The sequence below is a fragment of the Dactylosporangium aurantiacum genome (assembly GCF_000716715.1).
In the GTDB taxonomy this organism is placed as follows: domain Bacteria; phylum Actinomycetota; class Actinomycetes; order Mycobacteriales; family Micromonosporaceae; genus Dactylosporangium; species Dactylosporangium aurantiacum.
The window spans coordinates 1-16,508 of sequence record NZ_JNYJ01000039.1; the positions used below are offsets into that span (position 1 = coordinate 1).

Genomic DNA, 16,508 nt, shown 5'->3' on the forward strand with positions numbered 1-16,508 from the left:
GCCGTCGAGTGCGGCATCAACCGACTCAAACGCCACCGCGGCGTCGCCACCCGGTACGACAAACTCGCCGTACGCTTCCAAGCCGTCCTCACCATCGCCGTCATCGGCGAATGGCTCTGACCAGACTTACAAAACGCGCCCTAATGAGGCGGCCCGGCACGCGGACCCATGTGGCGCCCCGGCACGCGGACAGTCAGGCACGCCGGCATGTGGACCAGTCAGGCACACGGACACGCGAATCCTGCACAGGACCCGGGCACGCGGACCTCGCAGAGGCCCTCGTCAGATCGTGACGCGGGCCGGTCACACCTGCGGTCAGGCGAATCGATCCGACCACCCACCGCCGCGACGACCCGCCTGGAGCCGGCAACCTCAACCGCTCACACCACCTCGCCAAAGCCGCGCGGCACCCAGCCGCACCGACAGTCAGGCGAATCCCTCCACCACGATCGCCACCCGAGGCCACCAAGCCAGTGCGGCAGCGCCACGCCACCATCAACCAACCGCGCGAACCGCACCGGCCCAACCCCGGCACGCGCCCCCAGGCGCACCGTCCAGGCGAACACCCAGACCACCGCCACCGCGAAACCCGCCAAACCACCGCCGTGCCGCCACACCAGCATCAAACAACCGCACGGACCGATCCCGGCGCGCAACCCCGGCCAACCAACCAGGCGAACACCTCAAACCACGACCGCGCGACCGCGCCAAGTCACCACCGTCGTGCCGCGCCGACATCAAGCGACCCCCCGGCACACCACCCCCGGCACACCACCCCCGGCCGCACCGTCCAGGCGAACACCCAAACCACCGCCGTGGCGCCACACCGACGTCAGACAACCGCGCGGACCGACCCGGCACGGAGGAACGCCACACCGGCCGGCACGGAGGAACGCCTTCACACCGCCACGCCGCCCGAAGGCCTTGCGGGGCGGCGTGGGGCTCGGTTGGATCAGGCTACGGTGTTGCGCCAGGCGCGGCCGCTGCGTTCGATGAGGCGGTTCGCCTCCGTCGGGCCCCAGGAGGCGGCCTCGTACGTCGGGATGGGGCCGGTGTCCTCCGACCAGCGCTCCAGGATCGGGTCGACGATGCGCCAGCACTGCTCGACCTCGTCGGAGCGGATGAACAGGGTCGTGTCGCCGATGAGGGCGTCGAGCAGGAGGCGCTCGTAGGCCTCGGGGGACTCCTCGCGGAAGGTCTTGTCGTAGGAGAAGTCCATGCTCGCCGAGCGGACCCGGAACGAGTGGCCCGGGACCTTGGCGCCGAAGCGCAGGGCGATGCCCTCGTCGGGCTGGATGCGCAGGATGAGGGCGTCGGGCTGCAGCTCGGTCAGCTGCCGGTTGGGGATCGGCAGGTGCGGCGGGCGCTGGAACTGCAGGGCGACCTCGGTGACCCGGCTCGGCAGGCGCTTGCCGGTGCGCACGTAGAAGGGCACGCCCGCCCAGCGCCAGTTGTCGACGTCCAGGCGCAGCGCCGCGTAGGTCTCCGTGCGGGACAGGGGGTCGACGCCGGGCTCCTCGCGGTAACCGGGCATGAGCTCCTCGCGGGAGCCGCCGCGGGTGTACTGCCCACGCACGGCGATGTCGTCGATGGCGCGGCCGCTCGGCAGGCGGATCGCCTGCAGGAGCTTGACCTTCTCGTTGCGGACCGCCTCGGCGCTGAACGACGCGGGCGGCTCCATCAGGGCCAGGGCGAGGACCTGCAGCACATGGTTCTGCACGATGTCGCGCATCGCGCCGGCGTGCTCGTAGAAGCTGCCGCGGGTGCCGACGCCCAGGGTCTCCGCGACGGTGATCTGGACGTGGTCGACCCAGGTGCGGTCCCAGATCGGCTGGAAGATGGCGTTGGCGAAGCGCAGCGCCAGCACGTTCTGGACGGTGTCCTTGCCCAGGTAGTGGTCGATGCGGAAGACCTGCGACTCGTCGAACGCGGCGTGCACGGTGGCGTCGAGCTGCTTGGCGCTGCGCTCGTCGTGCCCGTACGGCTTCTCGATGACCAGCCGGGCGAAGGAGCCCTCGCGCGCCTGGTGCAGCCCGGCACCGGCCAGGCCGTTGATGACCAGGGGGAACGCCTCGGCGGGCGTGGACAGGTAGAAGATCCGGTTGCCGGAGGTGCCGCGCTGGTGGTCCAGCTCGTCGAGCACCGTCGCCAGGCGCTTGTACGTCTCCGGGTCGTCGTAGCCGCCGGAGATGTACCGCACGGCGCCGGCCAGCTGCGGCATGCCGGACAGCCCGCGGTCGCCGAGCACCGCGTGGATGAACTGGTCGTCGTCCATCTGCGTGCGGGCGACGCCGACGACGGCGAAGTGGTCGGTCAGCCGGTTGTGCCGGGCCAGGCTCTCGATCGCGGGGATCAGCTTGCGCCGGGTCAGGTCGCCCGAGGCGCCGAAGATGACGACGGTCGCCGGTGGGGCGTGCCGGTCGTCGGACTCCTGCGGGATGGTGACGTGCTCGCCGATCGTGCCGTTGTCGCTGGGCATGGATGCGCGCCTCTCCTCGGACTGCCGCCGTGACACTACGAGTCAACCGCCGCGCACAGCAACGATTCCAGAACGTGACCGGCGTCTCGCAGATCCCAATCTACGGCCAGGCAAGCGGTTTCACGGACCTCGCACCGGACGCCGCGTCCCACTGGACGGGACACAGGAAGCTCATCGGTCACACGGGCCACGAGCGGCACCGGGCGGGCGGCCGCGGTGGTGATGACGCGGCACAGTGGGTAACCTGGAGTGGTCAAGAGCATTCGGAGAGTAGTCGGGTCGCAGGACGGGGATACGCGATGACGATCACACCGGTAGCAGCCACCACCACCGGTCTCACCGCCACCCAGGTGGCGCCGCAGCGCCAGACGGACCTGGTGGACCAGCAGCGCCTCGACGACCAGCGGGCCCAGGACCGCCTCGCCGACCAGCGGGCCCAGGACCGGCTGCAGGACCAGCGGCTGCAGGACCAGCGGTCGCTGGACCGGCTCGACGACCAGCGGGCCCTGGACCGGCGCCGGCTCGACGAGCAGGACGCCATCCGCCAGGACGCGATCCGCCAGGACCGGCTGCGGGCCGACGACGCCCAGCGGCTCCGCGACGAGCAGCTGCGCGCCGAGCAGCAGCGGCTGCTGGACCAGCGGCGCCTCGAGGACCAGCAGCGCATCGCCGAGCAGCTGCGCCTGGAGGAGACGCTGCGGCAGCGCGCGGAGGAGAACCGGCTGCAGTTCGACCGCTCACGCGAGGCCGTCACCGCCCGCCTCGAGCAGACCAACGGCATGTTCAGCGGCCGCGTCGACGTCTACCTGTAAAACGCTTCCAACGGCGTCACAGCGGGTGGTTCGCCACGAACAGCCCGCCCGGGTCGACGGCCGCCCGGATCGCCCGCAGCCGCCGCACGGTCGCCGGCGGGAACGCCGCCTCGGCCGCGACGCGTTCCGCCGTGAGGTTGAGGTACCGCGACCCGGTCGCCCACGGCGCGAGCGCCGCGACCACCCGCCCGGCGTCCGCCGCCGCCCCGGCCGCCAGCTCCGGGGTCGCCGCGATCCCGGCCGACGACAGCGCGAACGCCCCGTCCAGCACCGGCAGGGCGCCCCCGCCGGCGGCGGGCCGGGCCAGCGCGCCGCCGAGCTGGCGCAGCTCCACCGGGACCGCCAGGGACGTGCCGGAGTCCGGGCCCGCGGCGGCGAGCAGCGCGTCGGCCGCGGCCGCCGGCAGATCGCCGAGCAGCGCCGAGCGTGACACGACCGGGGTCGGGCCCTCCGGGTCCAGGTGCAGCCGGGGCAGCGCCGCCGGCGGCAGCTCGGCGAACGTGTCGACCTCGGGCCGCAGCGCCCGCAGCGGCGCCACCAGGTCAGGGCCGGCCGGGCCGAGCACGGCGCCGTCGACGACGAGCAGCCGGCGACCCCGCAGCGCCGGCGGCACGTGCCGCAGCGGCGGCACCCGCAGCAGCCGCAGCGCGGTCGTCGCCGCGTCCGGCGCGGTCGCCGCCCACGCCAGCCACGCGGGCAGCACCCGGGGCGCGGCGCGCCAGTCCCAGGCGAGCAGGCCGGCGTACACGGAGACGATCGGGAACAGGTCGAACTCGACGGCGGTCACGACGCCGAAGTTGCCGCCGCCGCCGCGCAACGCCCAGAACAGGTCCGGTTCGCGGGTCGCGTCGGCCCGCAGCAGGGTCCCGCCGGCGGTGACGAGCTCGACCGCGGTGAGGGCGTTGGCCTGCAGGCCGTGGGTGCGGGCGTACCAGCCGACGCCGCCGCCGAGGGAGTACCCGACGACGCCCAGGTCCGGTGACGAGCCGTGCAGCGCGGCGAGCCCGTGCGGCGCGGCCAGCTCGACCACGTCCACCCACAGCGCGCCGGCCTCGGCGCGGGCGGTGCGCCCGGCCACGGTGACGCCGGTCATCGCCGGCGTGCGGAGCAGGACCACGTCGTCGAGCGGGCCGAGCGGCCCCGGGTTGTGGCCGGTGCCCTGGGCGGCGACCCGCAGCCCGGCCCGGGCGGCGGCACGGACCACGGAGGCGACCTCGTCGGCGTCCGCCGGGTACGCCACGGCCGCGGGACGCTGGTCGGCCGTGAGGTTCCACGGGGTCCGCGCGGTGTCGTACCCCGGGTCGCCGGGCAGGTGGACCGCGCCGCCGCACAGGCCGCGCAGTGAGGTCGCAACAGTGGTCATACCGGTACGGTGCCGCCGCGGCCTTGGGACGGACTTGCGGGCGACCTGAGAGGCCGGCCGGGTCAGACGTGCGCGCGCAGCTCGGCGAGGGTGGTGACGCCCAGTTTGCGGCGGATCGCGGCGAGGGTGTCCTGCACGGTGTGCGGGGTGAGGAACAGCGCCTGGGCGATGTCGCGGTCGTCGGCGCCGCCGACGGCCAGGGCCACGATGCGCCGCTCGCCGGTGGTCAGCGACGCCGACGGCTGCGCCGGCACCCGCTCGCCGAGGGCGCCGAGCGCGGCGGCGACCCGGGAGCGCAGCGGCACCGCCCCGCACGCCTCGGCCAGCCGCAGCGCCCCCCGCAGCGGCGCGGGGTCACGGTCGAGCTCGCCGAGCGCGCACAGCGCCCGCGCGTGTTCGAGCCGGGCGTGCGTACCGGCGAGCAGCTCCACCGCGGCGAGCAGCTCGGCGCGGTCCCGGCGCAGCTCCCCCACCTGCCGCAGGGCCCGCCCGACGCCGCGCGGCGCGCCCCACCGCCGCATGTCGGCCAGGTCCGAGCGGGCCAGCGCCACCGCCTCGTCGGTGCGGCCGAGCGCGGCGAGGGCCGCGGCGCGCAGCGAGCGCTCCTCGAACCACATCGGGTTGCCGTCGTGCTGCCGGCCGATCACGGCGAGGGCCTGCCCGGGGTGGCCCTCCGCCATCAGCAGCACGGCTTCGGCCTGGTTGAACAGGCGGGTGCCGTCGCCGACGCGGGGCCGGTCGTGCCGCTCGTCGACGAACGCCCGCGCCTCGGCCAGCTCGCCGCGGTCGACGAGGGCCCGGATGAGGAACGCCTCGCCGTAGGCGATGCCGAGCGTCGGGATGCCGCCCCAGCGCAGGTTCTGCTCGTTGGCCGCGACCAGCGACGTGCACGCCTCGGGCAGGTCGCCGCGCTGCCACTCCCGCCAGCCGCGCCACAGCTGGGCGGCCAGGACGGTGAACAGCGAGCCTCGGGTGTGGCCGAGCTTCAGCGCGTCGTCCCAGAGGGTGCCGGCGTCCTGCTCGGCGTCCTCCAGGATCACCCCGGCGATGGCCCAGAACAGCCCGGGGTCGCCGCGCAGCAGGACGTCGTCCTCGAGGGCGAACCGGGCCAGCCGTGCCGCCTCGTCCAGCTGGATGCCCTTGGCGAGCAGCTCCCAGCCGCGGCACACGGCGAGCATCCGGGCGCCGAGCCCGGCACCGGTGATCCGCGGCTCCTCGGCCGGGAACGACCACGGGTCGCCGCTGTACATGTACCCGGCGATGCGCTCGAGGGCCTGCAGCCCCTGCCGCTCGTCGACGAACTCGGCGGCGAGCCGCGCCGAGGCCCGCCGCGCGAACTCCGGCGCGTTGCCCTCCGGCCCGGTGAAGATCAGCGTGTGGGTGAGCATCCGGGACACCGCGGCGAAGGTGGCCGGGTCGGTGATCGGGTCGTCGTACGCGGCCCGCAGGTGCGCGATCGCCGCCGGGCCGTCGTTGAGCGTCTCCACCTGCCCCAGCTGCAGCAGCACCCCGGGGCGCCGCGCCGCCGCCGGCGGCTCGGCCACGGCCCGCCGCAGGTAGACCGCGGCCCCCTCGGGCGCGCCGCGGTGCAGCGCCCGGTCGGCCGCGGCCAGCAGCACGTCGACGACCCACTGGTCGGCGCGTTCGGGGATCTGCAGCAGGTGCGCGGCGATCTGCTCCGGCGCCGCCGACAGCCCGCCGAGGACCTTCGCCGCCCGCTCGTGCAGCAGCTGCCGCTCCCCCGGCGGCAGGTCCTGGTACACGGCGTCGCGCACGAGCGGGTGCACGAAGCCGATCGGGTACTCGTGCCGGACCACCTCGGCCCGGGCAAGCGCGGCGACGGCGGCCGCGGCGGCCGGCTCGTCGACCCCGGCGAGCGCGGCGATCGTGGGCAGGCCCGCGCCGTCGCCGAGGACCGCGATCGCCCGCGCGACGGCGGTGCTCGCCGCCGGCATCCGCCGCAGCCGGATGAGCACCATGCTGGACACGGCCCGGGACCCGATCGCGGTGACGGTGCCGGCGTGCGCGTCGGTGGGGCGCACGCCGTTGGCTTCCAGGGCGCGCAGCAGCTGCCGCACCAGCAGCGGGTTGCCCGACGTGGTCTGGTGGCAGGCGGCGACGAACCGCGGCTCGGCCCCGGCACCGAGCCGCTGCCGCACCAGGTCGACGACGCCCTCCGCGCTCAGCGGGCCGGGCCGCACCGGCGCCGCCGCCGGGTCCAGCTGCAGCTCCGCGAGCAGCGCGTCGTCCTCGTACTGCTCCCCGGTGCGCAGCGTCGCCGCCAGCAGCACCGGCAGCCCGTCGAGGCGGCGCACCAGGTACGCCAGGAACCGCAGCGACCCGGTGTCGCACCACTGCAGGTCGTCCACGACGATCGCGACGGGCCGGGTGGCGGCGACGTTGGCGGTGAGCCAGTAGAGCCCGTGCAGGGCCGCGAACGTGTGGTCGCCGCGCTCGCCGGTGTCGGTGCCGAGGTCGAACACGGACGCGGCCGACGCGGCGGCGCCGGCGAGCAGCCGCTCCCGCTCCGCCGGGTCGGTCAGCAGCGCCTCGAACAGCTGCCGCACCACCCCGAAGCCGAACTCCTTCTCCAGCTGGCTGCCCCGCGCGGTGAGCGTGAGCGCGCCGTGCCCGTCGGCGATGCGGCGCGCCTCGGTCAGCAGCCGGCTCTTGCCGATCCCGGCCGGCCCTTCGATCATCACCAGCCGCGGCACCCCGCCGAACGCGTCCGCCGCCGCGAGGCGCAGCTCCGCGACCTCCCGGTCCCGGTCGACGAGGTGCTCTTCGGGCGTTTTCCGCGTCGTCGGTACCGGCACCGGCGCGACCGGCGCCTGCGGCGCGGTGCCGGCCGGACCGGCGGCCGCCACCGGCGAGGGGTTCCCGCCGGACGTGCGGTCCGCTGCCTCCTGTCCACCGGCAGGGACACCGGCAGGGACACCGCCGGGGACACCGCCGGGGACACCGCCGGCGGGGTCCCGCGCCGCCTCCCGCGTCACGGCGACCGTCATGGGCCGCTCCACCGGCGGCCCCGTCTCCGCCGGCCGCTGCGGCGCGTCGAGGGTCGCCGACTGGGCCAGGACCTCCGCCTCCAGGGCCCGCAGCGCCGGCCCGGGGTCGACACCGAGCTGCTCCGACAGCGTCTGCCGGGCCCGGCGCAGCGCCGCGAGGGCGTCGCCCTGCCGGTGCGCCCGGTACAGCGCGAGCACCAGCAGCCGCCAGCGCCGCTCGCGCAGCGGCTCGGCCGCGACGAGCTGCTCCAGCTCCGGCACCAGCAGCGCGCTGTCGCCGAGCGCGAGCCGCGCCGCGAGCAGCTGCTCCCGGGCCACCTCGCGCAGCTCCGCCAGGCGCGCCACCTCGGCCTGCGCCCACGGCTCGTCGGCGTACTCCGCGTAGGCGGGGCCCTGCCAGAGCCGCAGCGCCGCGCCGAGCAGGTCGCGCTGCGCGCCGTGGTCGCCGGTGCCGAGCGCCGCGGTGACGGCCCGGTCGAAGCGCCACGCGTCGACCGCCTCCGGGTCCAGCGTCAGCGCGTACCCCGGCGGCCGCGACACGATCACGTTGCCGCGGGCCCGGGCCGTCGCGCCGGGCTCCAGCCGGCGGCGCAGGTGCGACACGTACGCCTGCAGCGCGCCGGCCGCGTTCGCCGGCGGGTGGCCGCCCCACACGCAGTCGATGAGCCGGTCGGTGGGCACGATGTCGCCCCGGTGCAGCACGAGCACCGCGAGCACGGCGCGCTGGCGCCGCCCGCCGAGGTCGACGAGCGCGCCGTCGACCGTGGCGGTCATGTCCCCGAGCACGCTGACCCACAGCCTGCCGGACGGCGGCGTGACCTGCACCGGCCCTCCCTGCGCGACGATCCGAGCGATCAAGGTACCGCGCCGGCGGGGCGCGGCTCCTCAGCCGTTCACCCGGAACCCGCACCGTCCGTGCGGACCGGCGGCACCGGCGGTACCGTGCGAGCGGGACCGGCTGGCAGCGGATCGGGAGGTTCAGGTCATGGGGGCACGATCGCCGCGGATCGTCGCGGTCAGCTGGGGCCGCATCGAGGTCGAGGACCTCGGCGTGGTGAAGGACCTGAAGGTGTGGCCGGGCGGCGGGCGGGCGTGGGACTGGGGCGAGACCGGCACCGGGCACACCCCCGGCATCCAGCTCGCCGACGCCGAGGAGCTGCTCGAGCACGGCGCGACGGTGGTCGTGCTGTCGCGCGGCATGGAGGAGCGGCTCGGCGTGCCGGACGCGACCGTCGAGGCCCTCGAGGCCCGGGGGGTCGAGGTGCACGTCGCCGAGACCCGCGAAGCCATCGACGTGTATAACAGTCTCGTGGGTTCGGTGGCGGTCGGCGGGTTGTTCCACAGCACCTGCTGACCGGGAGCGGCCCGACCTGAAGCGAGCGAGGACGGCAGCGTGCGCCGGGTGTCGGTGGTGGGCAACTCGGGGTCGGGCAAGACGACCCTGGGCCGGGCCCTGGCCGCCCGCCTCGGGGTGCCGTTCGTGGAGCTCGACGCCATCCACCACCTGGCCGGCTGGACGCCGATCGACGTCGACGAGTTCCGCAAGATCGTCGAGGAGCTGGCCGCCGGCGACGGCTGGGTGATCGACGGCGGTTACAGCGCCGTGCTGGATCTGGTGTGGGCGCGGGCGGACACCGTCGTCTGGTTCGACCTGCCGCGGCGCACCGTCGTGCGCCAGGTCCTGTGGCGCACGATCCGCCGCGGCGTGACCCGCCAGGTGCTGTGGAACGGCAACCGCGAGCGGCTGACCAGCCTGCTGCGGCTTGACCCGGAGCGGTCGCTGCTGCGCTGGGCGTGGACCCGGCACGAGGTCTACCGCGACCGGTACACGAAAGCCGCCGCCGACCGCCAGGACCTGGACTTCATCCGGATCCGCTCGCACCGGGACACGGCCCGGCTGCTGGCCGTGCGATAGTTCACTCGCGGAATGTTTGACTCAGCAGCTATGTTCTCCTGTGCGTCAGACCCAGGAGCTTGGAGCGTGTGCCATGCAGTTCGGAGTGTTCACCGTCGGTGACGTCACCCAGGACCCGACGACCGGACGGGTGCCGACGGACGCGGAGCGGGTCAAGGCGATGGTGACGATCGCGCTCAAGGCCGAGGAGGTCGGCCTGGACGTGTTCGCGCTGGGCGAGCACCACAACCCGCCGTTCGTGCCGTCGTCGCCGACCACCATGCTCGGCTGGATCGCGGCGCGGACCAGCCGGCTGCAGCTGTCGACCGCGACCACCCTCATCACCACCAACGACCCGGTGAAGATCGCCGAGGACTACGCGATGCTGCAGCACCTGGCCGACGGCCGGGTGGACCTCATGATGGGCCGCGGCAACACCGGTCCGGTGTACCCGTGGTTCGGCCAGGACATCCGCAACGGCATCGCGCTCGCGGTGGAGAACTACGCGCTGCTGCGCCGCCTGTGGCGCGAGGACGTGGTGGACTGGGAGGGCAACTTCCGCACCCCGCTGCAGGGCTTCACCGCCACCCCGCGCCCGCTGGACGGCGTGCCGCCGTTCGTGTGGCACGGCTCGATCCGCAGCCCCGAGATCGCCGAGCAGGCCGCGTACTACGGCGACGGCTTCTTCGCCAACCACATCTTCTGGCCCAAGGAGCACACTGCCCGCATGGTCGGGCTGTACCGGCAGCGCTTCGAGCACTACGGCCACGGCACCGCCGACCAGGCGATCGTCGGCCTCGGCGGGCAGGTGTTCATGCGCAGGAACTCGCAGGACGCCAAGCGGGAGTTCCGGCCGTACTTCGACAACGCCCCCGTCTACGGGCACGGCCCGTCGCTGGAGGACTTCACCGCGCAGACCCCGCTGACCGTGGGCAGCCCGCAGGAGGTCATCGACCGGACGCTGTCCTTCCGCGAGTACGTCGGTGACTACCAGCGCCAGCTGTTCCTGCTGGACCACGCGGGCCTGCCGCTGAAGACCGTCCTGGAGCAGCTGGACATCCTCGGCGAGGAGGTCGTGCCGGTGCTGCGCAAGGAGTTCGCGGTCGGCCGCCCCGCGCACGTGCCGGACGCCCCGACGCACGCTTCCCTGAAGGCCGCCGCCGCTTCCGCCGCCGCCGAGTCACCGAAGGTGGACGCATGAAACGCCTCGTCGTGATCGCCGCCGGGCTCAGCCAGCCCTCGTCGACCCGCCTGCTCGCCGACCGCCTCGCCGCGGCCGCGGCCCGCGAGATCGGCCCCGACACCGCGGTGCGGGTGGTGGAGCTGCGCGACCACGCGCACGAGATCACCGACCACCTGCTCACCGGCTTCCCCGCCCCGCCGCTCAAGGACGTCCTCGACGCGGTCGCGGCCGCCGACGGGCTGATCGCCGTGTCGCCGATCTTCAACGCCTCGTACAGCGGCCTGTTCAAGTCGTTCTTCGACGTCCTCGGCGACGACGTGCTCACCGACAAGCCGGTCCTGCTCGGCGCGACCGGCGGCACCGCCCGGCACTCCCTCGCCCTCGAGCACGCCCTGCGGCCGATGTTCACGTACCTGCACGCCGTGGTCGCCCCGACCGCCGTGTTCGCCGCCACCGAGGACTGGGCCACCGGCGGCGACGCCACCCTGCACCGGCGCATCGACCGCGCCGGCCGCGAACTGGCCGACCTCGTCGGCCGCCGGGCGGCGCCGGTCGTCGCCGACCCCTTCGCCCTGACCACCACGTTCGACGCCCTGCTGTCCGGCCAGGGCCGCGCGGTGACGAACGACCTGCGCCTCTGACCGCACCACCCGCCGCCGCGCAGCCCCACGCCGCCCCCGGCCCAGGGCCGCGCGGCGGCGGTCGTGACTGGACAGCGGCCGTGGCTGGGCGGTGCCGCCGATGCACGGGCACGCCTCCAGGTGCCGGCGGTACCGCGGCCGGGACCTCGTGCCGGGGCGCACCGTGGTGTGGCGGACGGTGAAGCCCATCCTGTCGGCCTCCAGCAGGTACCGGCGGCTCAGGCCGTTGCCCCAGTCGACCGTCTCGGCCCGGCTCGGGTCCCGGACGATCATGGTGTCACTCCCTCCGCGCCGCGGGCGGCGACGCTGGCCTGGGTGGTGCGGGCGATGAAGCGGTCGCGGCTACCGGCACATGCAGTGGTGGGGCCGGCCGACCAACGCGCCGACCGACGCGTACTACCGCTCGGTCGGCGCCGGGATCCCCTCCGTGCTCGGCGAGGACATCGCCGTCTACCGGCTCACCGGCGCACCCCTCGCGGATCTGGCCGCCCGGGCCTGAGCCGCTGGCCGCCCGGGCCTGAGCTGCTGGCCGCCCGGGCTTGAGCTGCTGGCCGCCCGGGCTTGAGCTGCTGGCCGCCAGGAACCGAGCTGCCGGCCGCCCGGCCCGCGGAAAACCGGTTAATACGGATCGCGAAGAAATACTAGGCTCGCGCCGATGGCACTTGTGGAGGCTCGAGAACTGACCAAGGTCTTCCGCAGGCCGGACAAGGATCCGGGGCTGCGGGGGGCCGTCAAACATCTCTTCACGCGGCGGTTCGTGGACAAGACCGCCGTCGACCACGTCGACCTGACGATCGAGGCCGGCGAGGCGGTCGCGTACGTGGGACCCAACGGCGCGGGCAAGTCCACGACGGTGAAGCTGCTCAGCGGCATCCTGGTGCCGACCTCGGGCGAGGTGCGCATCGACGGGCTGTCGCCGCAGCGGGACCGCATGGCCGTGTCGCACCGCATCGGGGTGCTGTTCGGGCAGCGGACCCAGCTGTGGTGGGACCTGCCGGTGTCGGAGTCCCTCGCCGTGCTGCGCGACGTGTACGGCGTCGACCACGGCACGTACCGGCGGCGGATGGCGAGGTTCGAGGACGTCCTGGAGCTCGGCGAGGTGCTGCCGGTCCTCGGCCGGAAGCTGTCGCTCGGGCAGCGCATGCGCGCCGACCTGGCCGCGGCGCTGCTGCACGCCCCGCCGGTGGTGTACCTGGACGAGCCGACGATCGGGCTGGACCTCGCGGTGAAGGACCGGGTGCGGGAGTTCTTCCGCACGGTCCGCGACGAGGGCACCACGGTCATGCTGACCAGCCACGACCTCGGCGACATCGAGGGGTTCTGCCGGCGGCTGGTCATCATCGACGAGGGCCGGATCATCTTCGACGGCGACCTGGAGGCGGTGAAGGACGCGTTCGCCCGGGAGCGGATCCTCAACGTGCAGACGGAGACGGCCGCCGTGCTCGACGACGTCCGCGCGGCGCTGCCGGGGGCGCAGGTCACCGCCGGGGAGACGCCGCTGCAGTTCTCGGTGCGCTTCGACCGGTTCACGATGACGGCCGGGCACGTCGTGACCGCGCTCGCGCCGCTGGCGAACCTCGTGGACTTCGGCGTCGACGAGCCGTCCATCGAGGACGTGATCCGGCGGGTGTACTCCGGTGAGCTGGTGCTCACGCCGTGAAGCCGTACCTCGCGCACGCCCGGGCCGCGGCGCTGAGCGCGCTGGCGTACCGGGCCAACTTCCTGCTGTCGGTGGGCGGGGTCGCGTTCCAGCTCATCGCGCTGCTGGCGGTGTGGAAGGTGCTGCTCGGCGACGGCCGGGTCGGCGGGTTCGACTGGCCGCAGATGCGCGCCTACCTGGTGGTCGGGTTCGCGTCGGCGACGCTGGTCGGCACGTTCGTGGACTTCCGCATGTCGCACCGGATCCGCTCCGGGCTGGTCTCGCTGGACCTGGTGAAGCCGGTGGACTACCAGCGGGCCCGGTTCGCCGAGACGGCCGGCGGGGTGTGGATCGAGGTCGTCGCCGTGGCGGCCGTCGTGGCGGTCACCGTCGCGGTCGGCGGCGCGCTGCGGACCCCGCCCGGGCCGATGCTCGCGCTGTTCGCCGCCAGCATGGTCCTGCTGGTGCCGTTGAAGTTCGCGGTGTCGTACCTGAGCACCATGGCCTGCTTCTGGACGGAGAACTACGTCGGGGTGATGTGGGCCAGGCAGGCGCTGACCAGCCTGCTGTCCGGGGCGCTGGTGCCGCTGGCGTTCTTCCCGGGCTGGCTGGCGACCGCGGCGCAGTGGTCGCCGTTCGCCGGGCTCACCTCGACCCCGGCGCTGATCTTCATCGGGCGGGCGTCCGGTACGCACGCGCTGCTGCTGGTCGCCACCCAGCTCGGCTGGGTGCTCGCCATGTGGTTCGGCGCCCGGCTGCTGTTCCGGCGCGGGCTGCGCCGGCTGACCGTGAACGGGGGTTGAGCGATGCGCACGGTCCGGCTCTACGTGCGGCTGCTCGGGGCGCACGTGCGCTCGCTGCTGGAGTACGAGAGCGACTTCTGGATCATGATGGTCGGCACGGTCATCATGCAGGTCGTCAACGTCGTGTTCCTCGCGGCGATCTTCGCGAAGGTCCCGCACATCAACGGCTGGTCGTTCTGGGCGGTCGTGGCGATGTTCGCGATGGTGGCGATCGCCGAGGGCGTCGGCTCGCTGTTCTTCGAGGGCATGTGGAACCTGGCCTGGCAGATCAACCAGGGCGACCTGGACTACATGATGGTCCGCCCGTACCCGGTGGTCCTGCAGGTCAGCAGCATGCAGATCGGCGTCAACGGGCTGTCCAACATCGTCACCGGCGGGCTCATGCTCGGCTTCGCGCTGGCGAACCTCGCCGTGGACTGGTCCGCCGGCAGGATCGTGGCCGGTGTCGTCGTGCTGCTGTCCGCGATCGCGATCAAGGTGGCGATCAACCTCGCCACGAACTCGGTGTCGTTCTGGATGCAGAGCCCCAGCCCGCTGTTCGCCTTCGCCGTGCACCAGGCCGGCGACCTCGCCCGGTTCCCGCTGTCGATCTACCCCCTGGCGTTGAAGGCGGCGCTGGGCTTCGCGCTGCCGTTCGCGTTCGTCAGCTTCTTCCCGGTCACGTTCCTGCTCGGCGGCGGCAGCGCATGGGTGGGCCTGCTGACCCCGCTCGTCGCCGCGTACTGCCTCACGGTCGCCTGGTTCGTCTTCTCGCGCGGACTGCGCCGTTACGAGAGTGCCGGCAACTGACCCCTGCGCAGCAGCGGCGGGTACAGCACCGGGGCCGCCCCGCGGGTGAACAGCTGCGCGGGGCGGCCCCGCTCGCCGGCGGTGGACCGGCCGGTCGCCTCGACGAAGCCGTCGGTGGAGGTCACCTTGCGGTGGAAGTTGCGCGGGTCGAGCCGGGTGTCCCAGACCGCTTCGTACACGCCGCGCAGCTCGGCGATCGTGAACTCCGGCGGGCAGAACGCCGCGGCGAGGGGCGTGTACTCCAGCTTCGCCCTGGCCCGCTCGATCCCGTCGGCGAGGATGCGGCCGTGGTCGAACGCGAGGTCCGGCAGCCGGGTGACCGGCACCCAGTCCGCGGCGGCGGCGTCGCTGCCGGCGCGCGGTGCCGGGGCGTCCGGCACGAGGGCCAGGTAGGCGATCGTGACGACCCGCCCGCGCGGGTCCCGGCCGGGCGCGCCGTAGCTGCCCAGCTGCTCCAGGTGCCCGGCGCCGCGCAGCCCGGTCTCCTCCACCAGCTCCCGCTCGGCGGCGGCGTCGAGGTCCTCGTCCGCGAGCACGAACCCTCCCGGTAGCGCGCTGTTCCCCTGGTACGGCGGGATCGCCCGGCGGATGAGCAGCGCGCACAGCGCACCGTCGCGGATCGTCAGCATCACCAGGTCGACGGTCACGGCGAATGTCATGTACTTATCACCACATTGACGAGAAAGGACGGGGACGGATATCGTCAGACTGACGATAACGCATCAGGTAGGAGCCACCATGGCCGACGTGACCACCCGTTTGTTCCTGCGCCACCTACGCGGCGCGCCGACCTCCTGGGTCCGCCACCACGTCAAGGGCAAGGTCCGCCACGAGGGCGTCGGCCAGTCGTTCTACTACCGGCCGCTGACCGCCGTGCTGTCCGAGGTGCCCGTCGACGACCGCGAGCTGCCGCTGCTGTTCCACGCCCGGACCGCCGACTTCGCCGACGTCACGGTGCAGGCGACGGTCACGTACCGGATCAGCGCCCCCGACGTCGCCGCGTCGCGCCTGGACTTCTCCGTCGACCCGCGGGCCGGCTCGTGGCGCGGCCAGCCCCTCGACCAGGTCGCCACCCTGCTCGCCGAGCTGGCCCAGCAGCCGGCCCTGGACCTGCTGGCGCGGCTGTCGCTGACCGACGCGCTGACCACCGGGATCGCCCCGGTCCGCGAGGCGGTGTCCCAGGCGCTCAGCGGCGACCCGCGGCTCACCGAGACCGGCGTCAGCGTGGTCAGCGCCCGGGTCGTGGCGATCCGCCCCGAGCCGGACCTGGAGCGGGCCCTGCAGACCCCGACCCGCGAGGCGGTGCAGCAGGACGCGGACCGCGCCACGTACGCGCGCCGCGCCCGCGCCGTCGAGCAGGAGCGCGCCATCGCCGAGAACGAACTGCAGAACAAGATCGAGCTGGCCCGCCGCGAGCAGCAGCTGGTCGAGCAGCACGGCGCCAACGCCCGCCGCAAGGCCGAGGTCGACGCGGCCGCGGCCCTCGTCGCGGCCCAGGCCGTCGCCGAGCGCGAGCAGGTCGCGGCGACCGCCGCCGCCGAACGCTCCAAGGTCACCGCGCTCGCCGACGCCGAGCGGGCCCGCCTCGCCGCGGCCGCCGAGGCCGACGCCGACCGGCTGCGCGCCGAGGCCCGCGCCGAGGGCGTGCGCGCCGTCGGGCTGGCCGAGGCGGAGGCGGAGACGGCGCGCCTGGCCGCGTACCGGGACCTTCCGCCCGGCGTCCTGCAGGCCCTGGCCCTGCGGGAGCTGGCGGGCAACCTGCCCGAGATCGGCCAGCTGACGGTCACCCCGGACGTGCTGACCGGGCTCGTCGACCGCCTCGGCGGCCGGTCGTGACCGGCGTGGCGAGCCGCACGGTGCTGGCCCGGCGGTGGTCGCTGGTGCACCGGGTGCTGCG

Annotated in this window: 14 protein-coding genes and 2 pseudogenes; 11 read left to right on the forward strand and 5 right to left on the reverse strand. The window is 74.2% G+C overall.

Annotation, left to right across the window (positions count from 1 at the left end):
• A pseudogene (locus OP18_RS61115) lies at window positions 1-120 on the forward strand (IS5 family transposase); the annotation flags it as partial.
• An 832-nt stretch (window positions 121-952) separates the two neighbouring features.
• On the opposite strand, the gene zwf reads toward OP18_RS61115, so the two are convergent.
• Window positions 953-2,479: a glucose-6-phosphate dehydrogenase gene (zwf, locus tag OP18_RS36160; RefSeq protein ID WP_052387850.1), complete on the reverse strand. Its 1,527-nt coding sequence runs from the start codon at window positions 2,477-2,479 to the stop codon at window positions 953-955.
• 299 nt (window positions 2,480-2,778) lie between these two features.
• Between zwf and OP18_RS36165 the strand changes: the two genes are divergently transcribed.
• Window positions 2,779-3,291, forward strand: a complete 513-nt coding sequence (locus OP18_RS36165) for a hypothetical protein (protein WP_033363663.1) — start codon at window positions 2,779-2,781, stop codon at window positions 3,289-3,291.
• A 16-nt stretch (window positions 3,292-3,307) separates the two neighbouring features.
• On the opposite strand, the gene OP18_RS36170 is transcribed toward OP18_RS36165, so the two are convergent.
• Complete coding sequence (locus OP18_RS36170) at window positions 3,308-4,654, reverse strand: FAD-binding oxidoreductase (RefSeq protein WP_033363664.1); 1,347 nt, start codon at window positions 4,652-4,654, stop codon at window positions 3,308-3,310.
• Window positions 4,655-4,716: 62 nt separating this feature from the next.
• Window positions 4,717-8,487, reverse strand: a complete 3,771-nt coding sequence (locus tag OP18_RS36175; protein ID WP_063745686.1) for an ATP-binding protein — start codon at window positions 8,485-8,487, stop codon at window positions 4,717-4,719.
• A gap of 160 nt (window positions 8,488-8,647) precedes the next feature.
• Here OP18_RS36175 and OP18_RS36180 point away from each other — a divergent pair, with 160 nt between their 5' ends.
• The 4 genes from OP18_RS36180 to OP18_RS36195 all read left to right on the forward strand — a co-directional run bounded on the left by OP18_RS36180 (window position 8,648) and on the right by OP18_RS36195 (window position 11,380).
• Entirely contained in the window at window positions 8,648-9,016 is a 369-nt protein-coding gene (locus OP18_RS36180) for an Mth938-like domain-containing protein (RefSeq protein ID WP_033363665.1), read from the forward strand.
• Window positions 9,017-9,055: 39 nt separating this feature from the next.
• Entirely contained in the window at window positions 9,056-9,577 is a 522-nt protein-coding gene (locus OP18_RS36185; RefSeq protein WP_033363666.1) for a cytidylate kinase family protein, read from the forward strand.
• A 73-nt stretch (window positions 9,578-9,650) separates the two neighbouring features.
• Entirely contained in the window at window positions 9,651-10,757 is a 1,107-nt protein-coding gene (locus tag OP18_RS36190; RefSeq protein WP_033363667.1) for an LLM class flavin-dependent oxidoreductase, read from the forward strand.
• The gene (locus OP18_RS36195; RefSeq protein WP_033363668.1) at window positions 10,754-11,380 is read left to right on the forward strand and encodes an FMN reductase; all 627 of its coding nucleotides are present in this window, start codon (window positions 10,754-10,756) and stop codon (window positions 11,378-11,380) included. Before OP18_RS36190 ends, OP18_RS36195 begins: the two co-directional genes overlap by 4 nt.
• A gap of 96 nt (window positions 11,381-11,476) precedes the next feature.
• Here OP18_RS36195 and OP18_RS62680 read toward each other — a convergent pair.
• Window positions 11,477-11,653 (reverse strand): annotated as a pseudogene (locus tag OP18_RS62680) (ectoine synthase); the annotation flags it as partial.
• 79 nt (window positions 11,654-11,732) lie between these two features.
• Here OP18_RS62680 and OP18_RS57920 point away from each other — a divergent pair.
• From OP18_RS57920 to OP18_RS36210, 4 genes are all read left to right on the forward strand, one after another.
• Window positions 11,733-11,879 (forward strand): hypothetical protein, encoded by a 147-nt coding sequence (locus OP18_RS57920; protein WP_156090037.1) that lies wholly within the window; start codon window positions 11,733-11,735, stop codon window positions 11,877-11,879.
• A gap of 156 nt (window positions 11,880-12,035) precedes the next feature.
• Complete coding sequence (locus OP18_RS36200; RefSeq protein ID WP_033363669.1) at window positions 12,036-13,040, forward strand: ABC transporter ATP-binding protein; 1,005 nt, start codon at window positions 12,036-12,038, stop codon at window positions 13,038-13,040.
• On the forward strand, window positions 13,037-13,822 hold the full coding sequence (locus tag OP18_RS36205) for an ABC transporter permease (protein WP_033363670.1): 786 nt from the start codon (window positions 13,037-13,039) through the stop codon (window positions 13,820-13,822). The genes OP18_RS36200 and OP18_RS36205 overlap by 4 nt, the downstream gene beginning before the upstream one ends.
• Before the next feature lie 3 nt (window positions 13,823-13,825).
• A complete protein-coding gene (locus OP18_RS36210) occupies window positions 13,826-14,611 on the forward strand; it encodes an ABC transporter permease (protein ID WP_033363671.1) in 786 nt (261 codons plus the stop codon).
• Here the strand turns inward: OP18_RS36210 and OP18_RS36215 are convergent.
• Window positions 14,590-15,270, reverse strand: a complete 681-nt coding sequence (locus OP18_RS36215) for an NUDIX hydrolase (protein WP_033363672.1) — start codon at window positions 15,268-15,270, stop codon at window positions 14,590-14,592. The two genes, OP18_RS36210 and OP18_RS36215, sit on opposite strands and share 22 nt — an antisense overlap.
• A 79-nt stretch (window positions 15,271-15,349) precedes the next feature.
• Between OP18_RS36215 and OP18_RS62060 the strand changes: the two genes are divergently transcribed.
• Entirely contained in the window at window positions 15,350-16,447 is a 1,098-nt protein-coding gene (locus OP18_RS62060; protein ID WP_033363673.1) for an SPFH domain-containing protein, read from the forward strand.
• Window positions 16,448-16,508: the final 61 nt, after the last annotated feature.

Coding starts and splice junctions, on each gene's coding strand:
- zwf (WP_052387850.1), bottom strand. CDS start 2,479: ATGCCCAGCGACAACGGCACGATCGGCGAGCACGTCACCATCCCGCAG.
- OP18_RS36165 (WP_033363663.1), top strand. CDS start 2,779: ATGACGATCACACCGGTAGCAGCCACCACCACCGGTCTCACCGCCACC.
- OP18_RS36170 (WP_033363664.1), bottom strand. CDS start 4,654: ATGACCACTGTTGCGACCTCACTGCGCGGCCTGTGCGGCGGCGCGGTC.
- OP18_RS36180 (WP_033363665.1), top strand. CDS start 8,648: ATGGGGGCACGATCGCCGCGGATCGTCGCGGTCAGCTGGGGCCGCATC.
- OP18_RS36190 (WP_033363667.1), top strand. CDS start 9,651: ATGCAGTTCGGAGTGTTCACCGTCGGTGACGTCACCCAGGACCCGACG.
- OP18_RS36195 (WP_033363668.1), top strand. CDS start 10,754: ATGAAACGCCTCGTCGTGATCGCCGCCGGGCTCAGCCAGCCCTCGTCG.
- OP18_RS57920 (WP_156090037.1), top strand. CDS start 11,733: ATGCAGTGGTGGGGCCGGCCGACCAACGCGCCGACCGACGCGTACTAC.
- OP18_RS36200 (WP_033363669.1), top strand. CDS start 12,036: ATGGCACTTGTGGAGGCTCGAGAACTGACCAAGGTCTTCCGCAGGCCG.
- OP18_RS36210 (WP_033363671.1), top strand. CDS start 13,826: ATGCGCACGGTCCGGCTCTACGTGCGGCTGCTCGGGGCGCACGTGCGC.
- OP18_RS36215 (WP_033363672.1), bottom strand. CDS start 15,270: ATGACATTCGCCGTGACCGTCGACCTGGTGATGCTGACGATCCGCGAC.
- OP18_RS62060 (WP_033363673.1), top strand. CDS start 15,350: ATGGCCGACGTGACCACCCGTTTGTTCCTGCGCCACCTACGCGGCGCG.